Here is an 18704-nt window from a genome sequence, read left to right on the forward strand (position 1 = left end):
GCGCACACTGTCAAAGATCGTTCGCTTGCATCCCGTTTCCGGTTTGCGCCCCAAGACGTTTCGTCCTAGGTGAGCCGCCCATTCTACATCGCTTTTCCTGTTCGTCAACACCCTTGTTGAAGCTTTTTTCGGGGTGGTTTTGAAGCAGGAGCCTTCGCAAGAGGACGCCTCGTCGAAGGGGCGTGAATCATAGCGCCGGGCAGCGCATCTTGGAAGGGGGGCGAGCCATTTTTTCGCGACTTTTTCCGTACAGGGGCTTCCGAGGCGGCACTACACTCATAAGCCTGTCTTCCGTATCTGATGAGGATGCTATGAAACGATGGCTGACATTGATCCCGTTGCTGCTGGCCGCCGGCTCCTGCAGCGCAAGGACAAACTCAGCGGCGGCCGCGGTCGAACTGGGCGGGCATCGCTTCTCGGTCGAGCTGGCTACCAATGACGAAAGCCGCCAGCGCGGGCTGATGATGCGCACCACGCTGGCGGCGGACCACGGAATGCTGTTTGCGTTCCCGGTGATCGGGCCGCAGGGGTTCTGGATGAAGAACACGCTCATTCCGCTGGATATCCTCTACTTCAACGAGGACAGGAAACTGGTTTCGGTCCAGCAGGACGTGCCGCCCTGCACCGCTGATCCGTGCCCGGTCTATCCCAGTGCCGCGCCAGCCATCTATGTTCTGGAGCTGCCGGCGGGCACGGCTCGGCGCATGGGGTTCAAGGCTGGAGACGTGTTGAAGATTGATGCGGATCTCGGCGAAGTGCGCTGAGCACTTGGCTCGATCGGATCAAGCAGATCGACGCGGAAAGGAATCAGGTCTTCAGGACGCAGGTTTTCCAGCGCGTCCCAGTCATCTTCGAAAGGAATGAACTGCTGCATGAGAGGCGTTCCCGTGTGGCGCGCCACTGATCGGGCGCAGGAACATCAAAGCAGCCGGCCCGGTCCGCATGCTGACAGGATCGGGCCATTTGGTGACAGGGATGGGCGTTCAGTCGAGCTCGATCATCTCGAAGTCATCCTTGGTGGTGCCGCAGTCCGGACACGTCCAGGTATCAGGCACGTCTTCCCAGCGGGTGCCGGCAGGAATGCCTTCGTCGGGAACGCCGAGGGCTTCGTCATAGATATAGCCACATACCACGCACATCCATTTGCGCACGGCGGTTTCGCTGGAACTCTGGCTCATGGTCGGTTTTCTTCGGATCGCAAGGGAATGGAACATTCTCTCAACTCGCCCATCAATGCGAAAGCACGAGTTGTGAAGGCTCCCGTTCTCGCCCCCAGGAGATGATGCTTTGACTACGTTCAGAACACCCCTATTCCGCGGACTTTACGCCGTCACCGACGGGCCGCGAGCCGACTTGCTCGAGGTCGCGGCACTGGCACTCGAGGGTGGCACGCGGATGCTGCAGTACCGCGACCTCAGCCGCGATACCCCGCGGCGACACCTTGAAGCCCTGGCGCTGGCACAACTGTGCCGCGCCCACGACGTGCCACTGATCATCGATCACGATATGGCGCTGGCGGTCGAGGTCGGCGCCGGGGGCGTGCACCTGGGCGGTGATGAAGATCCGGCTGCCGCAAGACGCGTGATGGGCGAGCAGGCGATCATCGGCGTGTCCTGTTATGACTCGCTGGCCCGCGCCGAGGCCGCTACTCGCGCCGGCGCAAGCTACGTCTCATTTGGTGCGTTTTTCCCGTCGTCGACCAAACCCCTGGCTTCCCTTGCCCCGCTGGAGCTGCTGAGGCAAAGCGCCGCGCTGGGAATCGCGCGAGTGGCGATCGGGGGCATCACGCCGGACAATGGACGGTCACTGGTTGAAGCAGGCGCCGACTGTCTGGCCGTGGTGGCGGCAGTCTTCGCCACCACCGATGTTCGAGCAGCGGCCCAACGTTTCACCGACCTGTACTCCTCCGATCGAGAACCTGCATGACGACCAACCACGAACTCTTCCAGCGCGCCCTGCCCCTGATGCCCGGCGGCGTGAACTCACCGGTGCGTGCGTTCAAATCCGTGGGCGGCGAACCGTTCTTCACGGAGCGCGCGGACGGCGCGTACCTGTGGGACGTCGAGGGCCATCGCTATATCGACTATGTCGGCTCCTGGGGGCCGATGATCGTCGGACACAATCACCCGTTCGTGCGCGAAGCGGTGGAGCGCGCCGTGAAGCACGGCCTTTCGTTCGGCACCCCGTGCCAGGCCGAAGTGGTCATGGCCGAGACCATCACGCGTCTGATTCCCTCCATCGACATGGTGCGCATGGTGAACTCGGGCACGGAGGCCACGATGTCGGCGATCCGCCTCGCCCGCGGCGCCACCGGCCGCAGCAAGATCGTGAAGTTCGAGGGCTGCTACCACGGTCACGGCGACAGCTTCCTGGTCAAGGCCGGCTCCGGGGCCCTCACTTTCGGCGTGCCCACCTCGCCGGGCGTGCCCAAGGCAAACGCCGACCTGACCCTGACTTTGCCCTACAACGATCTCGATGCCGCCAAGGTCCTTTTCGCCCAACACGGCCACGACATCGCTGGACTGATCATCGAACCGGTCGCCGGCAACATGAACTGCATATTGCCGGTGGACGGCTATCTGCAGGGCTTGCGCGAGCTGTGCACGCAGTCCGGCGCACTGCTGATCTTCGACGAAGTGATGACCGGCTTCCGCGTCGCGCTGGGCGGCGCGCAGGCGCACTACAACGTGACCCCGGACCTGACTACCTTCGGCAAGATCATCGGCGGCGGCATGCCGGTGGGAGCCTATGGCGGTCGGCGCGAGTTGATGGAGCAGATTGCCCCGGCCGGCCCGATTTACCAGGCGGGCACGCTGAGCGGGAATCCGGTGGCGATGGCAGCGGGCCTGGCCATGCTGGAATTGATCCAGGCACCCGGCTTCCACGAGCAACTGTCCGCGAGCACCCGCCTGCTGACGGACGGGCTGCAGTCGGTTGCCGACGGCGAAGGCGTACCGTTCAGCACCAATCGCGTGGGCGGCATGTACGGGCTGTTCTTCACCGCGGAGAAGGTCAGCACCTTTGCTCAGGCGACGGCGGCGGATACGGCACTGTTCAACCGCTTCTTCCACGGCATGCTGAAGCGTGGTGTCTATCTTGCCCCGTCCGCGTTCGAGGCCGGCTTCATGTCCAGCGCACACAGCGACCAGGACATCGCCGACACCCTCGAGGCCGCACGCGGCGCATTGCGCGAGGCGAAGGGCTGAATCACCACTCGCCGGTATTGGGCATCGACGCCCACGGCTCGCGCGGCGGCAAGTGGCCTTCCTGCAACAGCTCGACCGAGATCAGATCGGGTGAGCGCACGAAGGCCATGTGGCCGTCGCGCGGCGGACGATGGATGATGCAGCCCATGTCCTGCAACCGCTGGCAGGTCGCATAGATATCGTCAACACGAAATGCGAGATGGCCAAAGTTGCGGGCGGTCCCGTAATCCTCCTGCGAACCCCAGTTGAAGGTGAGCTCGATCTCGGCCTCGGGACTCTCCGCGGCACTCAGGAATACCAGGGTGAACTTGCCTTCGGGAACTTCCGTGCGCCGCACTTCGCGCAAACCGAGACCTTCGCAATAGAAACGCAAGGAGGCCTCCAGATCGCGCACGCGCACCATGGTGTGCAGATATTTCATCACCAACTCCGGGTTATGGATTGTCTGAGCTTGCCGCGAAATCGCTCAATGCCGCGTGCAGACGGGCAAGGCCATCGGCCAGCTCCTCGTCAGTGATCGTCAGTGGCGGAACAAAACGCAGCACGTCGGGGCCAGCCTGCAGCAGCAACAGACCGTGGGCGGCTGCGTGATCGAGAATGACGCCGGCCTTGCCCCGATGGTGCGCAGCCAGCACCGCACCGATCATCAGGCCGCGTCCACGCACCTCATCGAACAGATTCAATTCGTGATCGATGCGCAACAGCCCGGCGCGCAGGTTGTTCGCCTGCCGCTCCACATTGGCCAGTACCGCCGCAGAACCCAGTTTGGCCAGCGCGACGCGGGCCACCGCGGCCGCCAGCGGATTGCCGCCGAAGGTGGTGCCGTGGGAGCCGTAATGCATCACCTCGGCCACCTTCGGTCCGGCCAGCATCGCGCCAATCGGAAAGCCGCAGCCCAGCGCCTTGGCCAGCGTCACGATGTCTGGCGTGATGCCATCATCCGTGTGGGCAAAAAGTGCGCCGGTACGGCCCATGCCGCACTGGATCTCGTCCAGCACCAGCAAGGCGTCGTGCTCATCACACAACTCGCGAACACGCCTCAGGAAACCCGGTGCCGCAGGCAGTACGCCGCCCTCGCCCTGCACCGGCTCAAGCATCACTGCGGCGATGGGGTGGGTGGCGAACGTCGCTTCCAGCGCTTCGACATCATTGAAGGCCGAATGGATGAAACCGGCTGGCAAAGGCTCATAGCCGGCCTGGTATTTCGGCTGCGCCGTGGCGGTGACCGTCGCCAGAGTGCGGCCGTGGAATGAGCCGAAGAAAGTGAGAATGTTTCGCTGTTCCGGCAAACGACCCTTTCCGGCCGCCCATTGGCGAACCAGCTTGATCGCCGCCTCGTTCGCCTCCGCGCCCGAATTGCACAGGAACACGCGTTCGGCGAAGCCGGATGCCTCCACCAGTTCCGCGGCAAGACGCAGCGGCGGCTCGGTGTAAAAGACGTTGCTGCTGTGCCACAGCTTTTTCGCCTGCCCGGTCAGTGCCGCCAACAGGTCCGGATCCTGATGACCGAGCGCATTCACCGCGATGCCGGCACCGAAGTCCACGTAGTCGCGACCTTCCGCATCCCATACGCGTGCGCCCTTGCCGTGGTCCAGCACCAGTTCGCGCGGCTTGTACACCGGCAGCCAATAGCGTTTGCCCAGTTCGATCAGATCGGAAGATTGCTCGTGCATGCTTTTCTCGGAAAGGTGACTTCATTCGTACGGCCATGATGGGCGCGCCGTGGCGCGCATCGTAAAGCCCGGCCGCCGGTTCGCCCAGGTTGTTGGCCTGGCTCGTTCACCCGAAGCACTGCGATGTAACACGCCGGCGAACTGTATCTCAGCCGTTACAGACTTGCCTCGATGCAGGCGCCGCGGGCGGTTCGCCCATTCAGACGAGTCTCGCCTCTCTTCAGACTGTATCTGCCATGACACGACCTGAGGCCAGCGGCCGCGAGGCAAGTCGTCGCATGGCGCATGGTCAGACGCTTCCGCATGCATGGCACGCAGTTTGCTCTGAGTTACCGGGACAGTGAGAAGCGCACAGGCGAGTGCAGCATTTCTCTGCAATACGGTGGCATCGCGCCCCGTGATGCGGAACGCCGCTCACGCGGCGAACGAGGGCGGTAACCCGGCTATCCCTGTCGCCGGGCACCAAAGGAACCCCCCGGCCCGTCCCCTGCGGGTCGGGGGGCACTCCTTCAGCGGGCAACGCCGCTGGCCGGCTTGCCATGGATATTCCGACTCGTCGGCGAGCCACGCTCGTCGGGCTCGGTCGGAGCTTGCGCCGACTTTGCCGCGAACACCCCGCGGGGATGGGCGCGCAGGCTTTCCAGTTCCAGTGCGTGCTTCTTCAGCAAGCGGTACACCGTGACCCTGGACACGTGGAGCCGCCTTGCGCATTCGCTGATGTTGTAGCGGCTTTCGTGCAGGCTGTGCAGTACCGCCGCGCGCTCGGCCGACACGCGGCTCAGGTCGAGGCTGGAATTCGCCCCCTCGGCCGGCTGCGTGCCGACGAGATCAAGGTCGGCTGCGGTGATGAGGCTGCCTTCGGCGACCACGGCTGCACGCTGTACCCGATTGAGCAACTCCCGCACATTGCCCGGCCAGCCGAAGTCACGCATGGCTTGGCGGGCACCTTGTCCAAATGCGTGGGCGCAGCTGCGATGACGCTGCCGGAATGCATCCAGGAAACACTGCGCGAGCAATTCGACGTCACCTTCGCGCTCACGCAGCGGCGGCATGCGCAAGCGCAGGACGTTGAGTCGGTAGTAGAGGTCCTCGCGAAAGCGGCCTTGCGAGACGGCTTGTTCGAGGTCGACGTGGGTGGCGGCCAGCACCCGCACGTTCATCTTGATGGATTGACTCGAGCCGACCCTCTCGAGGGTCCCCTCCTGCAGAAAACGCAGCAAGCTGGTCTGGGCATCCAGCGGCAGGTCGCCTATTTCATCGAGAAACACCGTACCACCCGCGGCGGCCTCGAAATGTCCGATGCGCCTGGCATTGGCCCCGGTGAATGCACCGCGCTCGTGCCCGAAGAGTTCCGATTGCACGAGATTGATCGGCAAGGCGCCGCAATTGATCGCGACAAACGGATGCTCATGACGCGACGACAAGGTGTGCAACGCGTGCGCCGCCACTTCCTTGCCCGTGCCCGTCTCGCCAATGATCAGCACCGGCAAGTCCACGCTGGCGTATTTGCGCAGACTGAGCACGGTCGCGCGCATCACCGGGCTCTGCGCTCCGGTCATACCCGGCAGCAGATCCCCTGCTTCGCCGATGGGGGTCAGGCCTTCACCGAGTTTTTCGAGGGTATCGATCAGGCGCTGCATGTCGACCGGCGAAGTGACGCACTCCGCGCTCGCTTGCAGGATTTCCTCCACCTCGCGGGTATCGACGGCGGTCTGCCGGGAGATCAAGGCGAGCCATGGCAACCAGCGATGTTCCGCCATCAGTTGCCCCATCGCCTGCAGTGCGTCAGAGGTGTCGCAACGCAAATCGGCCAACGCGACCACCACGTCCCCGTGCCGCATGCCCACGCCATCGGGCCGTCGTGCGTCACTAATCCGCGTACGCCATCCGGCGTCTGCCAGACATGCACGCTCCATGTCCGTCGGCTGGCCGAACCAGACCACGCAACGTCTTGATGCCCGCTCCACTGTCATGGCATTTGACCCCTTCCCAAGGTCGCAACTGCGTATCGGGAAGACACGCCCGATGGTCGGGCCCTGAAACCCGACACGGCCCCCTTGCGAGCAACTTCGGCCGCAGAAAAGTGTGATCTACATCACATAACATACATCCGGACAAGCGGGCAAGATGTTAAGGGGCAAACCATTTCATCGAAGCAACGGCAAGTCGGAGGCGACACGCGCCCGCCTGAGCCCTGTCGCCGGACCCGTCCCGGATCGAAGCACCGCGGATCAATCCAGGAACAGATCGGGCAGCAATGGGGAGCCGGGTTGCACGGCGTAGCCGGAAAAGTCACTGACGCCCGCGTCACGAAGTACCTCCTCGTCGATCGCGAAATGCCCTGTGTAACTTCCTGCGGGGCGAGTCAGGATCACGTGGGCGGCGTCGGCCACGATCTCCGGCTTGCGGCAGTGTTCGACCTTCACCCCATCGATCATGCCGATCGCGGCCGTGGCGATGACCGTGCGCGGCCACAATGCGTTCACCGCGATACCCAGCGGCGCAAACTCGGGGCTCATGCCCAGCACGCACAGACTCATGCCGTATTTGGCGATGGTGTAGGCGGTATGTGGGGCAAACCATTTGGGCTCGAGGTTGGGCGGCGGCGACAACATCAGGACGTGGGGATTGGCCGCCTGCTTGAGATACGGCAGGCAACTGCGCGTGACCAGAAAGGTGCCACGGGTATTCACCTGCTGCATCAGGTCGAAACGCTTCATCGGTGTTTCCGCGGTGCCGGCCAGCCAGATCGCACTGGCATTGTTCACCACGATATCGATGCCACCGAAGTGGTCAGCCGCCCGTGCGGCAGCCGCCACCACCTGTTCTTCTTCACGGATGTCCACTTGCAACGCCAGCGCCTTGCCACCGGCCGCCTCGATTTCTGCGGCGGCGGTATGGATGGTGCCCGGCAGCTTCGGATTGGGCACGCCACTTTTGGCTGCGATCACGATGTTGGCGCCATCACGCGCCGCACGCAGCGCGATCGCCAAACCGATGCCGCGCGAAGCACCGCTGATGAACAAGGTCTTGCCGGCCAGCGTATCCATGAATGTCCGCTCCCTGGGAAAGGAATAGTGGAGCTGTTCAGTCTAATGCGTAATGCCTAGGCCTTCTGGAAACGCGGCAGGATGTCGCGCAATTCGGCCAGGCGCAGCAACGGGTCGGTCAATTCCAGCATCGCCTGTTGTTCGGCAAGATCCAGCGGCAGCAATTCGGCAAGACGCAGTCCAAGCCAGCTGGCATCGTCGTAGGCGCTGCGTGGGGCTTCGCGCCAGTGCGGCCGCATGGTTTCGACAAGCCGCTCCAGAATGCTCTGCAACAGTGCGAACTCCACCGGGACCGGCATGGCCGGCTCGTCCTGCCAGACTTCCACTTCGCCACGCAGCAGCCCGTCGGATCTTGCGCGGCTGCGCGCCACGCGGAAGCGCTGGGTCCCGATCGCGAGGATGCCGAGCAAACCACTTTCGTCGGTATGAAAATCATGGATGCGGGCCATCGTGCCGATCGCCGCCGGCAGCGCGGGTGCGCCCGTCTCGTGTCCCTGCAGGATAGAGCAGACACCGAATCCGGTGCCGTAGCGAGTGCACTCGCGCACCAGATCGACATAGCGTGGCTCGAAGATGCGCAACTGCAGCTGTCCGCCGGGAAACAGCACCGAAGAAAGCGGAAACAGGGGCATCTCGATGAAGGGTGATCGGGACTGGGCAACCATCCGTCGAGTGTAACCACAGCGGTCGACAGGGTCACCGCACCGATCGCTCAGCTGTGCCGCAGGCTCTCCACGAACCGCCGTGGTGCATTCTCGAAGCCGCCGTTGGACATGAACACCACTTGATCACCCGGCTTCGACAGCGAGTGCAAGGCGGCAAGCAGCGCATCGACCGTCGGCGTACTCGTCCCCCGCCCGTTCAGTGCATCCGTCACCCGGTGGGCATCCCAGGGCAACTCCGGACGCTGCAGGAAAACCACCGCATCAGCATCGACCAGCGATGGCGCCAGTGCCTCGGCATGGGCGCCCTGACGCATGGAATTGGAACGGGGCTCCAGCGCCACCAGGATGCGGCCGTCGGGCATGCTGGCACGCAGGCCGGCCAGGGTGGTGGCGATGGCGGTGGGGTGATGGGCGAAGTCGTCGTACACGCGCATGCCGTTCACTTCGCCGACCAGTTCCATTCTCCGCTTGACGCTTTCGAAGCTGGCGAACGCGGACAGCAGCGCTTTCGGCTCGGCGCCAGCGGCGGTTGCCGCAGCCAGGGCCGCCAGCGCGTTCATCACGCTGTGGTTGCCAAGCAAACTCCAGCGCACTTCGCCAATCCGCTCGCCGCGGTGGCAGACCTCGAACACCGACCCATCCGCCTCGACCAGACTGGCCTGCCAGTCACCGCGACCGATGCCGAAGGTTTCCACCGGGGTCCAGCAACCCATCGCCAGCACTTCGGCGAGACGCTCGTCGTGCGCATTGACGATCAACCGGCCATTGCCGGGTACGGTGCGTACCAGATGATGAAACTGGCGCTGGATCGCCGCGACATCCGGAAAGATGTCGGCGTGGTCGTATTCGAGGTTGTTGAGAATCGCGATGCGCGGCCGGTAGTGGACGAATTTCGAGCGCTTGTCGAAGAACGCGGTGTCGTATTCGTCCGCTTCAATGACAAAAGGCGCGGTCGAAGACCGTTCCAAAGATCCTTCTCCCTGCGGGGGAAGGTGGCGCGCAGCGCTGGATGAGGGTTCGGGGCCCGCGCAAACCTGCTTGCCTCCCAACCGTGCCGACACCCCGAAATTTCCCGGTACCCCGCCGATCAGAAATCCCGGCGCCATCCCGGCGCTTTCCAGCAAATGCGCCAGCAGGCTGGTGGTGGTGGTCTTGCCATGCGTGCCGGCCACGGCCAGCACTTCGCGCCCGGCCAGCACCGTCTCGCCCAGCCATTGCGGGCCGGAGATGTAGCGCAGTGACGCATCAAGCATGTACTCGACGGCAGGATTGCCACGGGTCATCGCGTTGCCGACCACGACGCTGTCCGGCGCCGGCTGAAGATGGCTGGCCGAATAACCGCTCATCAATGCGATGCCGAGCGCTTCCAGCTGGGTGCTCATCGGCGGATAGACATTGGCATCGGAGCCTTCGACCGTATGGCCGAGCTCGCGCGCAAGGGCTGCGACGCCGCCCATGAAGGTGCCGCAGATACCGAGGATGTGCAGACGCATGCCGAACGATTCCGTGAAGTCCGCCCCATCGGGAGCGGGAAATATCAGCCGTTCGCGGCGACCGGCTCGCTCTGCAGGGCCCGCTCGACCCGCGCGGTGACTTCGCTCAGCTCGCCGACGCCATCCACCACCTGCAACTTGCCGCGGCTGGCGTAGAAATCGGCGACCGGCGCAGTCTGCTCGGCATAGATCGACAGTCGTTTGCGCACCGTATCGGGATTGTCGTCCGCGCGACCTTCCGCCTTGAAGCGGATTTCGCAGCGGCCGATGATCGCCTCGTTCGGCACTTCCAGCTTGATCACCGCGTCCAGCGGCTGACCGAGCTTGGCCAGCAGATGGTCGAGCGCATCGGCCTGGGCGAGATTGCGCGGGTAGCCGTCAAGTATGAAACCCGCCCTGGCGTCGTCCTGGGCCAGCCGCTCTTCCAGCATGCCAAGCAGGATGTCATCGGACACCAGCTGACCGGCATCCATCACGGCCTTGGCCTTCAGCCCCATCGCGGTCCCCGCCGCCACCGCGGCGCGCAGCATGTCGCCGGTCGAGATATGCGGTACGCCAAGCGCCGACTTGAGTCGGGTTGCCTGCGTGCCTTTGCCCGAACCGGGCGCACCAAGTAGGACGAGTCGCATAATGCTCCACAAGTTCGACGCACTGCCGCACACTGCCGCAGTCCGTCCGATATCCCGGATATTGTGCGCCAAATTAGCCGCTGCACCGGGTGCCGTCAAACGGCGATCACCCGAAGACAGTCGCAAGTGACTGTTGTGCAAAGCGTTTGCATCCCATCACCCACATGCCCCACCAGCCCTGTCGAGGAACCCATGAGCCCTGGCCGCCGTTCTTCCCGCCCCACCGGCAATTTCCTGTACGCCCAGTCCGGAGGCGTCACCGCCGTGATCAATGCCACCGCGGCCGGCGTGATCGAAACGGCACGGCGCAAGGGCGTGAAGGTCTATGCGGCACACAACGGCATTCTTGGCGCGCTGCGCGAGGACCTGCTCGACACCTCGAAGGAAACCGCCGCAGCCATCGCCGCCCTGCGCCACACCCCCGGCGGCGCATTCGGCTCGTGCCGCTACAAGTTGAAGTCGCTGGATGAAAACCGCGCCGAGTACGAACGGCTGATCGAGGTGTTCCGCGCCCACGATATTCGCTGGTTTCTCTACAACGGCGGCAACGATTCAGCCGATACCGCGCTGAAAATATCGCAGTTGGGCAAGGCCATGAACTACGACATTCGCTGCATCGGCGTGCCGAAAACCGTGGACAACGATCTGGCGATTACCGACTGCTGCCCGGGCTTTGGCTCGGTGGCGAAATACACCGCCATTTCCACGCTGGAAGCCAGCCTGGATGTGGCCTCGATGGCCGAGACCTCGACCAAAGTCTTCATTCTTGAAGTGATGGGGCGCCACGCCGGCTGGATCGCGGCCGCCGCCGGCCTGGCCGGCGAGGGCAACGATGCCCCGCCGCACATCATCCTATTCCCCGAGAATGCCTTCGACGAAGCGGCCTTTCTGGCAAAAGTCAGGGCCACGGTCGAGCGTGTCGGCTGGTGCACCGTGGTCGCCTCCGAAGGCGTGCGCAACGCGGCCGGCCAGTTCCTGGCAGAAGCGGGCACGCGCGACGCCTTCGGTCACGCGCAGCTCGGTGGCGTGGCGCCGGTGCTGGCCGCACTGGTGAAGGAGAAGCTTGGCTACAAATACCACTGGGCGCTGCCGGACTACCTGCAGCGCTCGGCGCGCCATGCCGCTTCGAAAGTCGACGCCGACCAGGCCTACGCGGTGGGCAAGGCCGCGGTGGAATACGCGCTGGCGGGCATGAATGCGGTCATGCCGGTGATCGTGCGCACCGCCGACGCACCTTATCGCTGGAAGATCGAGGCGGCGCCGCTGACGAAGATCGCCAACCGCGAGAAGAAGATGCCGAAGAGTTTCATCACCCGCGACGGCTTCGGCATCACGGCTGCCGCACGGCGCTATCTCGCGCCGCTGATTCGCGGCGAAGCAGCGCTGCCATACGGCAAGGACGGTCTGCCGCGCTACGTGACCCTGAAGAAGACCGCCGTGCCGCGCAAGCTGAGCGACTTTCATCGCTGAACCGACGCTTTGCCGGAAAGCGGCCATCCTGAGTGCGACCTGAAACCGTCCCACCCGAATTGGGTGGGGTTCAGGCGCAACTTCCTACGATCTCTGCCACCCTGGTTGACGCTGCATTGTCGCGGCACGAGAACCGGGGAAGGAGACCCTAACATGACATTCTTCGCCCGCCTGCTCATTGCTTTCGCCCTGCTCACCGCCGGCAGTTACGCCTTGGCTGCGCCCGGTCCGGGCGACCACGGCGGACACGGTCACGACCGCGGCCACGATCGCCATCATGACAACCGTGGTCATGGTGACCGCCGCCACGATGATCGCCGCCACGACAACCGGCGCTATGTGCGCAGTCATGGCTACGGTCACGCCGCCCCGCGTTACTACGGCCGACCGCATCGCTGGGAGCGCGGTCATCGTTATTACGGACCGACGTATGTCGTGCGCGACTACCGGCACTATCGCCTGCGTCATCCGCCGCGTGGCTATCGCTGGGTCCGCGCCAACAACGATTACCTGCTGGTTGCCATTGCCACCGGCATCATCCTGGATGTCGCGCTGCGCTAGATCCGTTCGCGAATGAACGAAGCAAGGGCCACGTCTTCTCACGTGGCCCTTTTTGTTTTCAGGACGGCGCTGCGCCGCACAACAACTTGCGCCGGATGGTCTGCCTATACTGCCCCTGACCGCCCGTTCCGGACGGCCACATGAAACTCATGGGGAGGCTCCGATGCTGCAGCAGTATGGCTGGTGGATCGTTGTTGCTTGTGCGGTGGTGGCGGTTTTGTATGGCGCGTTCTCCGCGCGCTGGATCCTGGCGCAATCGCCAGGCAACGAACGGATGCAGGGGATCGCTGCAGCGATTCAGGAAGGCGCCCGCGCCTACCTCAATCGTCAGTACACCACCATCGGCCTGGTCGGCGTGGTGTTGCTGCTGCTGATCGGCTTCTTCCTCAGCTGGCCGACCGCGATCGGCTTCCTGCTGGGCGCGGTGCTGTCGGGGGCAGCCGGCTACATCGGCATGAACGTTTCGGTACAGGCCAACGTGCGCACTGCTGAAGCAGCACGCGGCGGCCTGAGCAAGGCGATGGACGTCGCCTTCCGCGGCGGCGCGATCACCGGCATGCTGGTGGTCGGACTGGCTTTGCTGGGCGTGGCCGGATACTGGCTGCTGCTCAATCGCATGGGCATCACCGGCGAACCGGCGCTGCACGCGCTGGTCGGCTTCGCCTTCGGCAGCTCGCTGATCTCGATCTTCGCGCGGCTGGGCGGCGGCATCTTCACCAAGGGTGCGGACGTCGGCGCGGATCTGGTCGGCAAGGTCGAAGCCGGCATTCCCGAGGATGACCCGCGCAACCCGGCAGTGATCGCCGACAACGTGGGCGACAACGTCGGCGACTGCGCGGGCATGGCTGCCGACCTGTTCGAGACCTACGCGGTCACGGTGATCGCCACCATGCTGCTGGGCAGCCTGATGGTCAGCGAGGTGGGCGCGAACGCGGTGTTGTATCCGCTGCTGCTGGGTGGCGTGTCGATCATCGCCTCAATCATCGGCACGCTGTTCGTCAAGGTGAAGGAAGGCGGCTCGATCATGGGCGCACTGTACAAGGGCGTGATTGTCTCGGCGATATTGGCCGCCGCGGCGTTCTACCCGATCACCATGCAGCTGATGCCCGACTTCAGCCACGGCGCGATGAACCTGTGGGGCTGCACCCTGATCGGGCTGGCGCTGACCGGCGCGATCGTTTGGATCACCGAGTACTACACCGGCACGCAATACAAGCCGGTGCAGCACATCGCGGCGGCTTCGACCACCGGCCACGGCACCAACATCATCGCCGGCCTCGGCGTGTCGATGAAATCCACCGCCTGGCCGGTACTCGCGGTGTGTGCCGCGATCTGGGGTGCGTTCGCACTCGGCGGCCTGTACGGCATCGCCATTGCCGCCACCGCGATGCTTTCGATGGCCGGCATGATCGTGGCGCTGGACGCCTACGGCCCGATCACCGACAACGCCGGCGGCATCGCCGAGATGGCCGACCTGCCGCCCGAAGTGCGTGGTGTCACCGATCCGCTGGACGCGGTCGGCAACACCACCAAGGCGGTGACCAAGGGTTACGCGATCGGTTCGGCGGCACTGGCGGCACTGGTGCTGTTTGCCGACTACACGCACAACCTCAGCCAGCACTTCGGCGGTTCCGTCGTGAGCTTTGACCTGTCCAACCATTACGTGATCATCGGCCTGCTGATCGGCGGCCTGATTCCGTATCTGTTCGGTGCGATGGCGATGGAAGCGGTCGGTCGCGCGGCCGGTGCGGTGGTGGTTGAAGTACGCCGTCAGTTCCGTGACATCCCGGGCATCATGGCCGGTACGGCCAAGCCGGAATACTCGCGCGCGGTGGACATGCTGACCAAGTCCGCCATCCGCGAGATGATCGTGCCGTCGTTGCTGCCGGTATTGGTGCCGGTGCTGGTGATCTTCGGCTTCAAGTGGCTCGGCGGTCCCGAAGCGGGCGCGCAGGCACTCGGCGGCGTGCTGATCGGCACCATCGTCACCGGCCTGTTCGTGGCGATCTCGATGACCACCGGCGGCGGCGCGTGGGACAACGCCAAGAAGTACATCGAGGACGGCCACCACGGCGGCAAGGGTTCGGAGGCACACAAGGCTGCCGTCACCGGCGACACCGTGGGTGACCCGTACAAGGACACCGCCGGTCCCGCGGTGAACCCCTTGATCAAGATCATCAACATCGTTGCCTTGCTGCTGATTCCACTGCTGTAACACTTCACCAGGCACTGCAAAAGTCCCGCCCCCGTGGCGGGACTTTTGTATCCGGCTACCGCGCCCAGACTTTGCGTGCAAGCGACCGTATGATCGAACGCTGGTCTTAGACCGTTCACCACCAAAGGCGATCCGTCCCACTCCCATCGCGTACACGGGGAATTTTGATGAAACCACTCTGGTTGATGCTGGCGCTTGGCGTCACACTGACAGGCATGAACAACATGCATGCACAAGAAAACGCGACCTCCGGGAAATCGCCTGCATCCAGCAGCGTGGACGACCCGTTCCTGTGGCTGGAAGACATCCGCGGCACCCGCGCACTCGACTGGGTGAAACAGCAGAACGCCACCACCGCGGCGCGCTTTGTCGACAACAATGAATTCGCCCACACCCGGGACGGCATTCTCGAAGTGCTCGACTCGGATGCGCGCATTCCTTACGTCAGCCGAATGGGCGACTACCTGTACAACTTCTGGCGCGACAAGGCGCATCCGCGCGGCGTTTGGCGCCGCACCACGCTGGCCGAATACCGCAAGGCCCAGCCGAAGTGGGACGTGCTGCTGGACATCGACGCGCTGAACAAGGCCGAAGACAAGCGCTGGGTGTTCAAGGGCGTGCAGTGCCTGAAGCCCGCGTTCGAGCGCTGCCTGGTCTCCCTCTCGCCCGATGGAGGTGACGCGATTGCCGTGCGCGAATTCGACATTCCCGGCAAGAACTTCGTCAAGAACGGTTTTGACCTGCCGGTAGCCAAGAGCCAGACCGGCTGGATCGACGAAAACACCGTCTATGTCGGCACCGATTTCGGCCCGGGCTCGATGACCGAATCGAGCTATCCGCGCATCGTCAAACAGTGGAGACGCGGCACGCCGCTGTCCGCTGCGACCACCGTCTACGAAGGCAAGCCCAGCGACCTCGCGGTCAGCGCCTGGCACGATCGCACTCCGGGCTACGAACGCGACTTCGTGTCGATCGCCAAGGATTTCTTTCACAGCGAAATGTACCTGCGCACCGGCGACAAGCTGACCCGCGTCGAGGTACCGGACGACGCCAGCGCGTCGGCCTACCGCGAATGGCTGCTGGTACAGACGCGCTCGCCATGGACCGTGGAGGGCACCACCTATCCCTCCGGTGCCTTGCTGGCGACGAAGTTCGATGACTTCATGGCCGGCAGGCACCACTTTGCCGTGTTGTTCAAACCGGACTCGCATACCTCGCTCGACGCGTACGCGTGGACCAAACACCATCTGATCCTCAACCTGATGGACGACGTCAAAAGCAGGCTCGAGGTGCTGACGCCGCCACCGACGGCCACCGCCAGTGGCGAATGGAAGCGCGAGACGATGCCGGGCGCACCGGCACTGAGCACGATCAGCGTGGTCGACACCGACCCCGATCACAGCGACGAGTACTGGCTCGACGTCAGCGGGTTCCTGACTCCGTCGTCGTTGCAGCGTGGCGAGCTGGGCGGCCATGATGCCGAAACGGTCAAGCAGGAACCGGCCTTCTTCGACGCCTCGAAGTTCACCGTCAGCCAGCACTTCGTCACGTCGAAGGACGGCACCCGCGTGCCCTATTTCGAGATTGCGCCGAAGAGCATGAAGCCGGATGGCGCCAACCGCACGCTGCTGTATGGCTACGGTGGCTTCGAAGTCTCGCTGCAACCGCATTACAGCGGCAGCGTCGGTCGCGCCTGGCTGGACCGTGGCGGCGTCTACGTGATCGCCAACATCCGTGGCGGCGGCGAATACGGCCCGCAGTGGCACCAGGCCGCGTTGAAGGCCAACCGCCCGCGCGCCTACGAGGACTTCGCCGCGGTGGCCGAAGATCTGATCAAGCGCGGGGTGACCTCACCGAAGCACCTGGGCGCCGAAGGCGGCAGCAACGGCGGCCTGCTGATGGGCAACATGCTCACCATGTATTCGCAGCTGTTCGGCGCGATCGCCTGCGAAGTGCCGTTGCTGGACATGAAGCGCTACACCCACCTCTCGGCGGGTGCCTCGTGGATGGCCGAATACGGCAACCCCGATACCGACGACTGGAACTTCATCAAGACGTTCTCGCCGTACCAGAACGTGAAGAAGGACGATCACTACCCGCCGGTGCTGTTCTACACCGCCACCAGCGACGACCGCGTCGGCCCGGTGCAGGCGCGCAAGATGGCCGCGAAGATGCAGGCGCAAGGTCATCCGAACGTATGGTTCTACGAGAACCTCGAAGGTGGCCACGGTGCCGGCGCGGACAACCAGCAATCGGCCCACATGCACGCGATGGCCTACGACTTCCTGTGGGATCAATTGAAATAGTCGTGACATCTGCGCGCCTGTGACGCAGAAGTTTCCCCTCGCCCGGAGCATGTTGTGCTCCGGGCGTTTTTTGTGGAAGGTCATCAAATGGATGCGTGCACAGCCCCGCATTGACGATGCCGTTCCCGACCTGCCACCCGCGCCCGTCACCAAGGCAATGAACGATATCCACCGACGAGGCGGATAGCCGTCTTTCCTGCCGGGATCGATGTCGCATGATGGATCGCTGACGCCCGCTGCGGTGACGGTCGTGACTTTTTGCACAAGGACGAATGGCCCGGGCCCATCACGGCGCAGGGTCGGTCGCGCGCGCTCGTCAAGGCGCTGCCACGCAATCGCCGGCCGCCATGCAACGCGGTTTCCAGCGCCGGTCAGTGGCTGAACTGCCATGCCGGATGACCCGGGTCCTGTTGCCATAGACGCGTGGCGATGCGCCGAATTGGCATCACGCGCGCGCAAGAAATTGGCTATGTATCGGGAGGTCGCCGATGCCTACGCTACAAAACAGACGCTTTTGTAACGAATCGCGAATGTCGTTGCGAACGTCCCCGCATCCCTCATCGAAGAATCTTGCCTTGCAGCTCGTATCGGGCTGCCTTCCCCTTCCCCGGAGATCACCACGATGCCAACGGCTGCAGCGCTTGTCGAACCTCATCCACCCCTGCACGACATGCACTCCATGTATCGCCCGACGGTCATTCGCGATGGCGCGGATGCTCGTGCCGTGCGAATGGAGCAGGCACCCGGCATGGAAATTGTCGCCCGCCATGCCTCGATTGCGAGCGGAACGCCCACTCCTTCGCGCAAATCCGCAGGGGGCTTGTCCGAACGCATCCGCGAACTGATCCGCATCGAAGGCAGCGCCTCGGCCGTCGCGGACCGTTGCGGGTTTTCCGAAGGCACCGTGCGCAACTGGCGCGACGGTCGCAGTGACATGTCGCGCGAGCGCTGCATCACGATGGCGCACTCACTGGGCGTTTCGCTGCTGTGGCTGATGACCGGCGAAGGATCCATGAAGGATCTGCCGGAGGCCCCGGCAGAAACCTTGGCTTCTTCGCCCGGCATGCCGTCGGAGTCAGACGCATTCCGCCCACCCAGGCTCGACTCGAATCTTCTGGCCATCGCGTTGCGGCTGATGCAGTCGTACATGGGCCTGATCGGCGGCTCGCTGGAGCCGGGCACGCGGGCCGCGCGGATCGCCGAGCTCTACGAAATCCTCAGCCACTGCGGGGACACCGCGCACGTCGGCCGACTGATGAATTTTCACCAGACCCTGCGCGATCAGCTTCGTCACGATCGCGCGCTGATCGCCTGAATCACTCGGGGCGGGGCCGGCCCGCGTGGCGTGGCGTGGCATTGCGCCACGCGGTTCACCGGATCCATCAGGACCGGCCGACATCGATCGGCCGGAGCCGCGTTCCGACACCAACTTCACC

Annotated in this window: 16 protein-coding genes; 8 read left to right on the top strand and 8 right to left on the bottom strand. The window is 64.0% G+C overall.

The annotated features are described in order from the left end of the window. Positions 1-311: 311 nt before the first annotated feature. Complete coding sequence (locus tag ACVWWQ_RS13815; protein WP_133951530.1) at positions 312-764, top strand: DUF192 domain-containing protein; 453 nt, start codon at positions 312-314, stop codon at positions 762-764. 219 nt (positions 765-983) lie between these two features. Here ACVWWQ_RS13815 and ACVWWQ_RS13820 read toward each other — a convergent pair whose 3' ends face one another. Then, positions 984-1178, bottom strand: a complete 195-nt coding sequence (locus ACVWWQ_RS13820; RefSeq protein ID WP_099654300.1) for a rubredoxin — start codon at positions 1176-1178, stop codon at positions 984-986. 109 nt (positions 1179-1287) lie between these two features. Here ACVWWQ_RS13820 and thiE point away from each other — a divergent pair, with 109 nt between their 5' ends. Together thiE and hemL are read left to right on the top strand one after the other, a co-directional pair. Next, complete coding sequence (thiE, locus tag ACVWWQ_RS13825; protein WP_133951532.1) at positions 1288-1926, top strand: thiamine phosphate synthase; 639 nt, start codon at positions 1288-1290, stop codon at positions 1924-1926. After that, complete coding sequence (gene hemL / locus ACVWWQ_RS13830; RefSeq protein WP_133951534.1) at positions 1923-3206, top strand: glutamate-1-semialdehyde 2,1-aminomutase; 1284 nt, start codon at positions 1923-1925, stop codon at positions 3204-3206. The genes thiE and hemL overlap by 4 nt, the downstream gene beginning before the upstream one ends. Position 3207: 1 nt before the next feature. Here the strand turns inward: hemL and ACVWWQ_RS13835 are convergent, their stop codons facing one another. From ACVWWQ_RS13835 to ACVWWQ_RS13865, 7 genes are all read right to left on the bottom strand, one after another. After that, on the bottom strand, positions 3208-3627 hold the full coding sequence (locus tag ACVWWQ_RS13835) for a lactoylglutathione lyase (RefSeq protein ID WP_099654303.1): 420 nt from the start codon (positions 3625-3627) through the stop codon (positions 3208-3210). Between the two features lie 13 nt (positions 3628-3640). Then, positions 3641-4879 carry an acetylornithine/succinylornithine family transaminase gene (locus tag ACVWWQ_RS13840; RefSeq protein WP_133951536.1) on the bottom strand — a complete coding sequence of 413 codons (1239 nt, stop codon included), beginning with the start codon at positions 4877-4879 and terminating at the stop codon, positions 3641-3643. Between the two features lie 509 nt (positions 4880-5388). Then, a complete protein-coding gene (locus ACVWWQ_RS13845; protein WP_133951538.1) occupies positions 5389-6852 on the bottom strand; it encodes a sigma-54-dependent transcriptional regulator in 1464 nt (487 codons plus the stop codon). 258 nt (positions 6853-7110) lie between these two features. Then, positions 7111-7929, bottom strand: a complete 819-nt coding sequence (locus ACVWWQ_RS13850; RefSeq protein ID WP_099654306.1) for an SDR family oxidoreductase — start codon at positions 7927-7929, stop codon at positions 7111-7113. A gap of 56 nt (positions 7930-7985) precedes the next feature. Continuing rightward, positions 7986-8594 (bottom strand): LON peptidase substrate-binding domain-containing protein, encoded by a 609-nt coding sequence (locus ACVWWQ_RS13855; protein WP_133951540.1) that lies wholly within the window; start codon positions 8592-8594, stop codon positions 7986-7988. A 47-nt stretch (positions 8595-8641) separates the two neighbouring features. Next, positions 8642-10087: a UDP-N-acetylmuramate:L-alanyl-gamma-D-glutamyl-meso-diaminopimelate ligase gene (mpl, locus tag ACVWWQ_RS13860; protein ID WP_133951542.1), complete on the bottom strand. Its 1446-nt coding sequence runs from the start codon at positions 10085-10087 to the stop codon at positions 8642-8644. A 44-nt stretch (positions 10088-10131) separates the two neighbouring features. Continuing rightward, the gene (locus tag ACVWWQ_RS13865; RefSeq protein ID WP_099654309.1) at positions 10132-10716 is read right to left on the bottom strand and encodes an adenylate kinase; all 585 of its coding nucleotides are present in this window, start codon (positions 10714-10716) and stop codon (positions 10132-10134) included. Positions 10717-10908: 192 nt separating this feature from the next. Here ACVWWQ_RS13865 and ACVWWQ_RS13870 point away from each other — a divergent pair, with 192 nt between their 5' ends. The 5 genes from ACVWWQ_RS13870 to ACVWWQ_RS13890 all read left to right on the top strand — a co-directional run bounded on the left by ACVWWQ_RS13870 (position 10909) and on the right by ACVWWQ_RS13890 (position 18583). Continuing rightward, a complete protein-coding gene (locus tag ACVWWQ_RS13870) occupies positions 10909-12186 on the top strand; it encodes a 6-phosphofructokinase (RefSeq protein WP_133951544.1) in 1278 nt (425 codons plus the stop codon). A 153-nt stretch (positions 12187-12339) separates the two neighbouring features. Then, positions 12340-12747 carry an RcnB family protein gene (locus ACVWWQ_RS13875; protein ID WP_133951546.1) on the top strand — a complete coding sequence of 136 codons (408 nt, stop codon included), beginning with the start codon at positions 12340-12342 and terminating at the stop codon, positions 12745-12747. A gap of 163 nt (positions 12748-12910) precedes the next feature. Continuing rightward, positions 12911-14962, top strand: coding sequence for a sodium-translocating pyrophosphatase (locus ACVWWQ_RS13880; protein WP_133951548.1), 2052 nt, complete (start codon positions 12911-12913; stop codon positions 14960-14962). Positions 14963-15186: 224 nt separating this feature from the next. Beyond that, positions 15187-17268 carry a prolyl oligopeptidase family serine peptidase gene (locus ACVWWQ_RS13885; protein WP_457383457.1) on the top strand — a complete coding sequence of 694 codons (2082 nt, stop codon included), beginning with the start codon at positions 15187-15189 and terminating at the stop codon, positions 17266-17268. A gap of 748 nt (positions 17269-18016) precedes the next feature. Continuing rightward, positions 18017-18583 (top strand): helix-turn-helix domain-containing protein, encoded by a 567-nt coding sequence (locus ACVWWQ_RS13890; RefSeq protein WP_166669775.1) that lies wholly within the window; start codon positions 18017-18019, stop codon positions 18581-18583. Positions 18584-18704: the final 121 nt, after the last annotated feature.

It is taken from the genome of Rhodanobacter sp. TND4EL1 (genome assembly GCF_054061035.1).

Coding starts and splice junctions, on each gene's coding strand:
- hemL (WP_133951534.1), top strand. CDS start 1,923: ATGACGACCAACCACGAACTCTTCCAGCGCGCCCTGCCCCTGATGCCC.
- ACVWWQ_RS13855 (WP_133951540.1), bottom strand. CDS start 8,594: ATGGTTGCCCAGTCCCGATCACCCTTCATCGAGATGCCCCTGTTTCCG.
- ACVWWQ_RS13815 (WP_133951530.1), top strand. CDS start 312: ATGAAACGATGGCTGACATTGATCCCGTTGCTGCTGGCCGCCGGCTCC.
- ACVWWQ_RS13835 (WP_099654303.1), bottom strand. CDS start 3,627: ATGAAATATCTGCACACCATGGTGCGCGTGCGCGATCTGGAGGCCTCC.
- ACVWWQ_RS13880 (WP_133951548.1), top strand. CDS start 12,911: ATGCTGCAGCAGTATGGCTGGTGGATCGTTGTTGCTTGTGCGGTGGTG.
- ACVWWQ_RS13890 (WP_166669775.1), top strand. CDS start 18,017: ATGGAAATTGTCGCCCGCCATGCCTCGATTGCGAGCGGAACGCCCACT.
- ACVWWQ_RS13840 (WP_133951536.1), bottom strand. CDS start 4,879: ATGCACGAGCAATCTTCCGATCTGATCGAACTGGGCAAACGCTATTGG.
- ACVWWQ_RS13845 (WP_133951538.1), bottom strand. CDS start 6,852: ATGACAGTGGAGCGGGCATCAAGACGTTGCGTGGTCTGGTTCGGCCAG.
- ACVWWQ_RS13875 (WP_133951546.1), top strand. CDS start 12,340: ATGACATTCTTCGCCCGCCTGCTCATTGCTTTCGCCCTGCTCACCGCC.
- mpl (WP_133951542.1), bottom strand. CDS start 10,087: ATGCGTCTGCACATCCTCGGTATCTGCGGCACCTTCATGGGCGGCGTC.
- ACVWWQ_RS13820 (WP_099654300.1), bottom strand. CDS start 1,178: ATGAGCCAGAGTTCCAGCGAAACCGCCGTGCGCAAATGGATGTGCGTG.
- ACVWWQ_RS13865 (WP_099654309.1), bottom strand. CDS start 10,716: ATGCGACTCGTCCTACTTGGTGCGCCCGGTTCGGGCAAAGGCACGCAG.
- ACVWWQ_RS13885 (WP_457383457.1), top strand. CDS start 15,187: ATGCATGCACAAGAAAACGCGACCTCCGGGAAATCGCCTGCATCCAGC.
- ACVWWQ_RS13870 (WP_133951544.1), top strand. CDS start 10,909: ATGAGCCCTGGCCGCCGTTCTTCCCGCCCCACCGGCAATTTCCTGTAC.
- ACVWWQ_RS13850 (WP_099654306.1), bottom strand. CDS start 7,929: ATGGATACGCTGGCCGGCAAGACCTTGTTCATCAGCGGTGCTTCGCGC.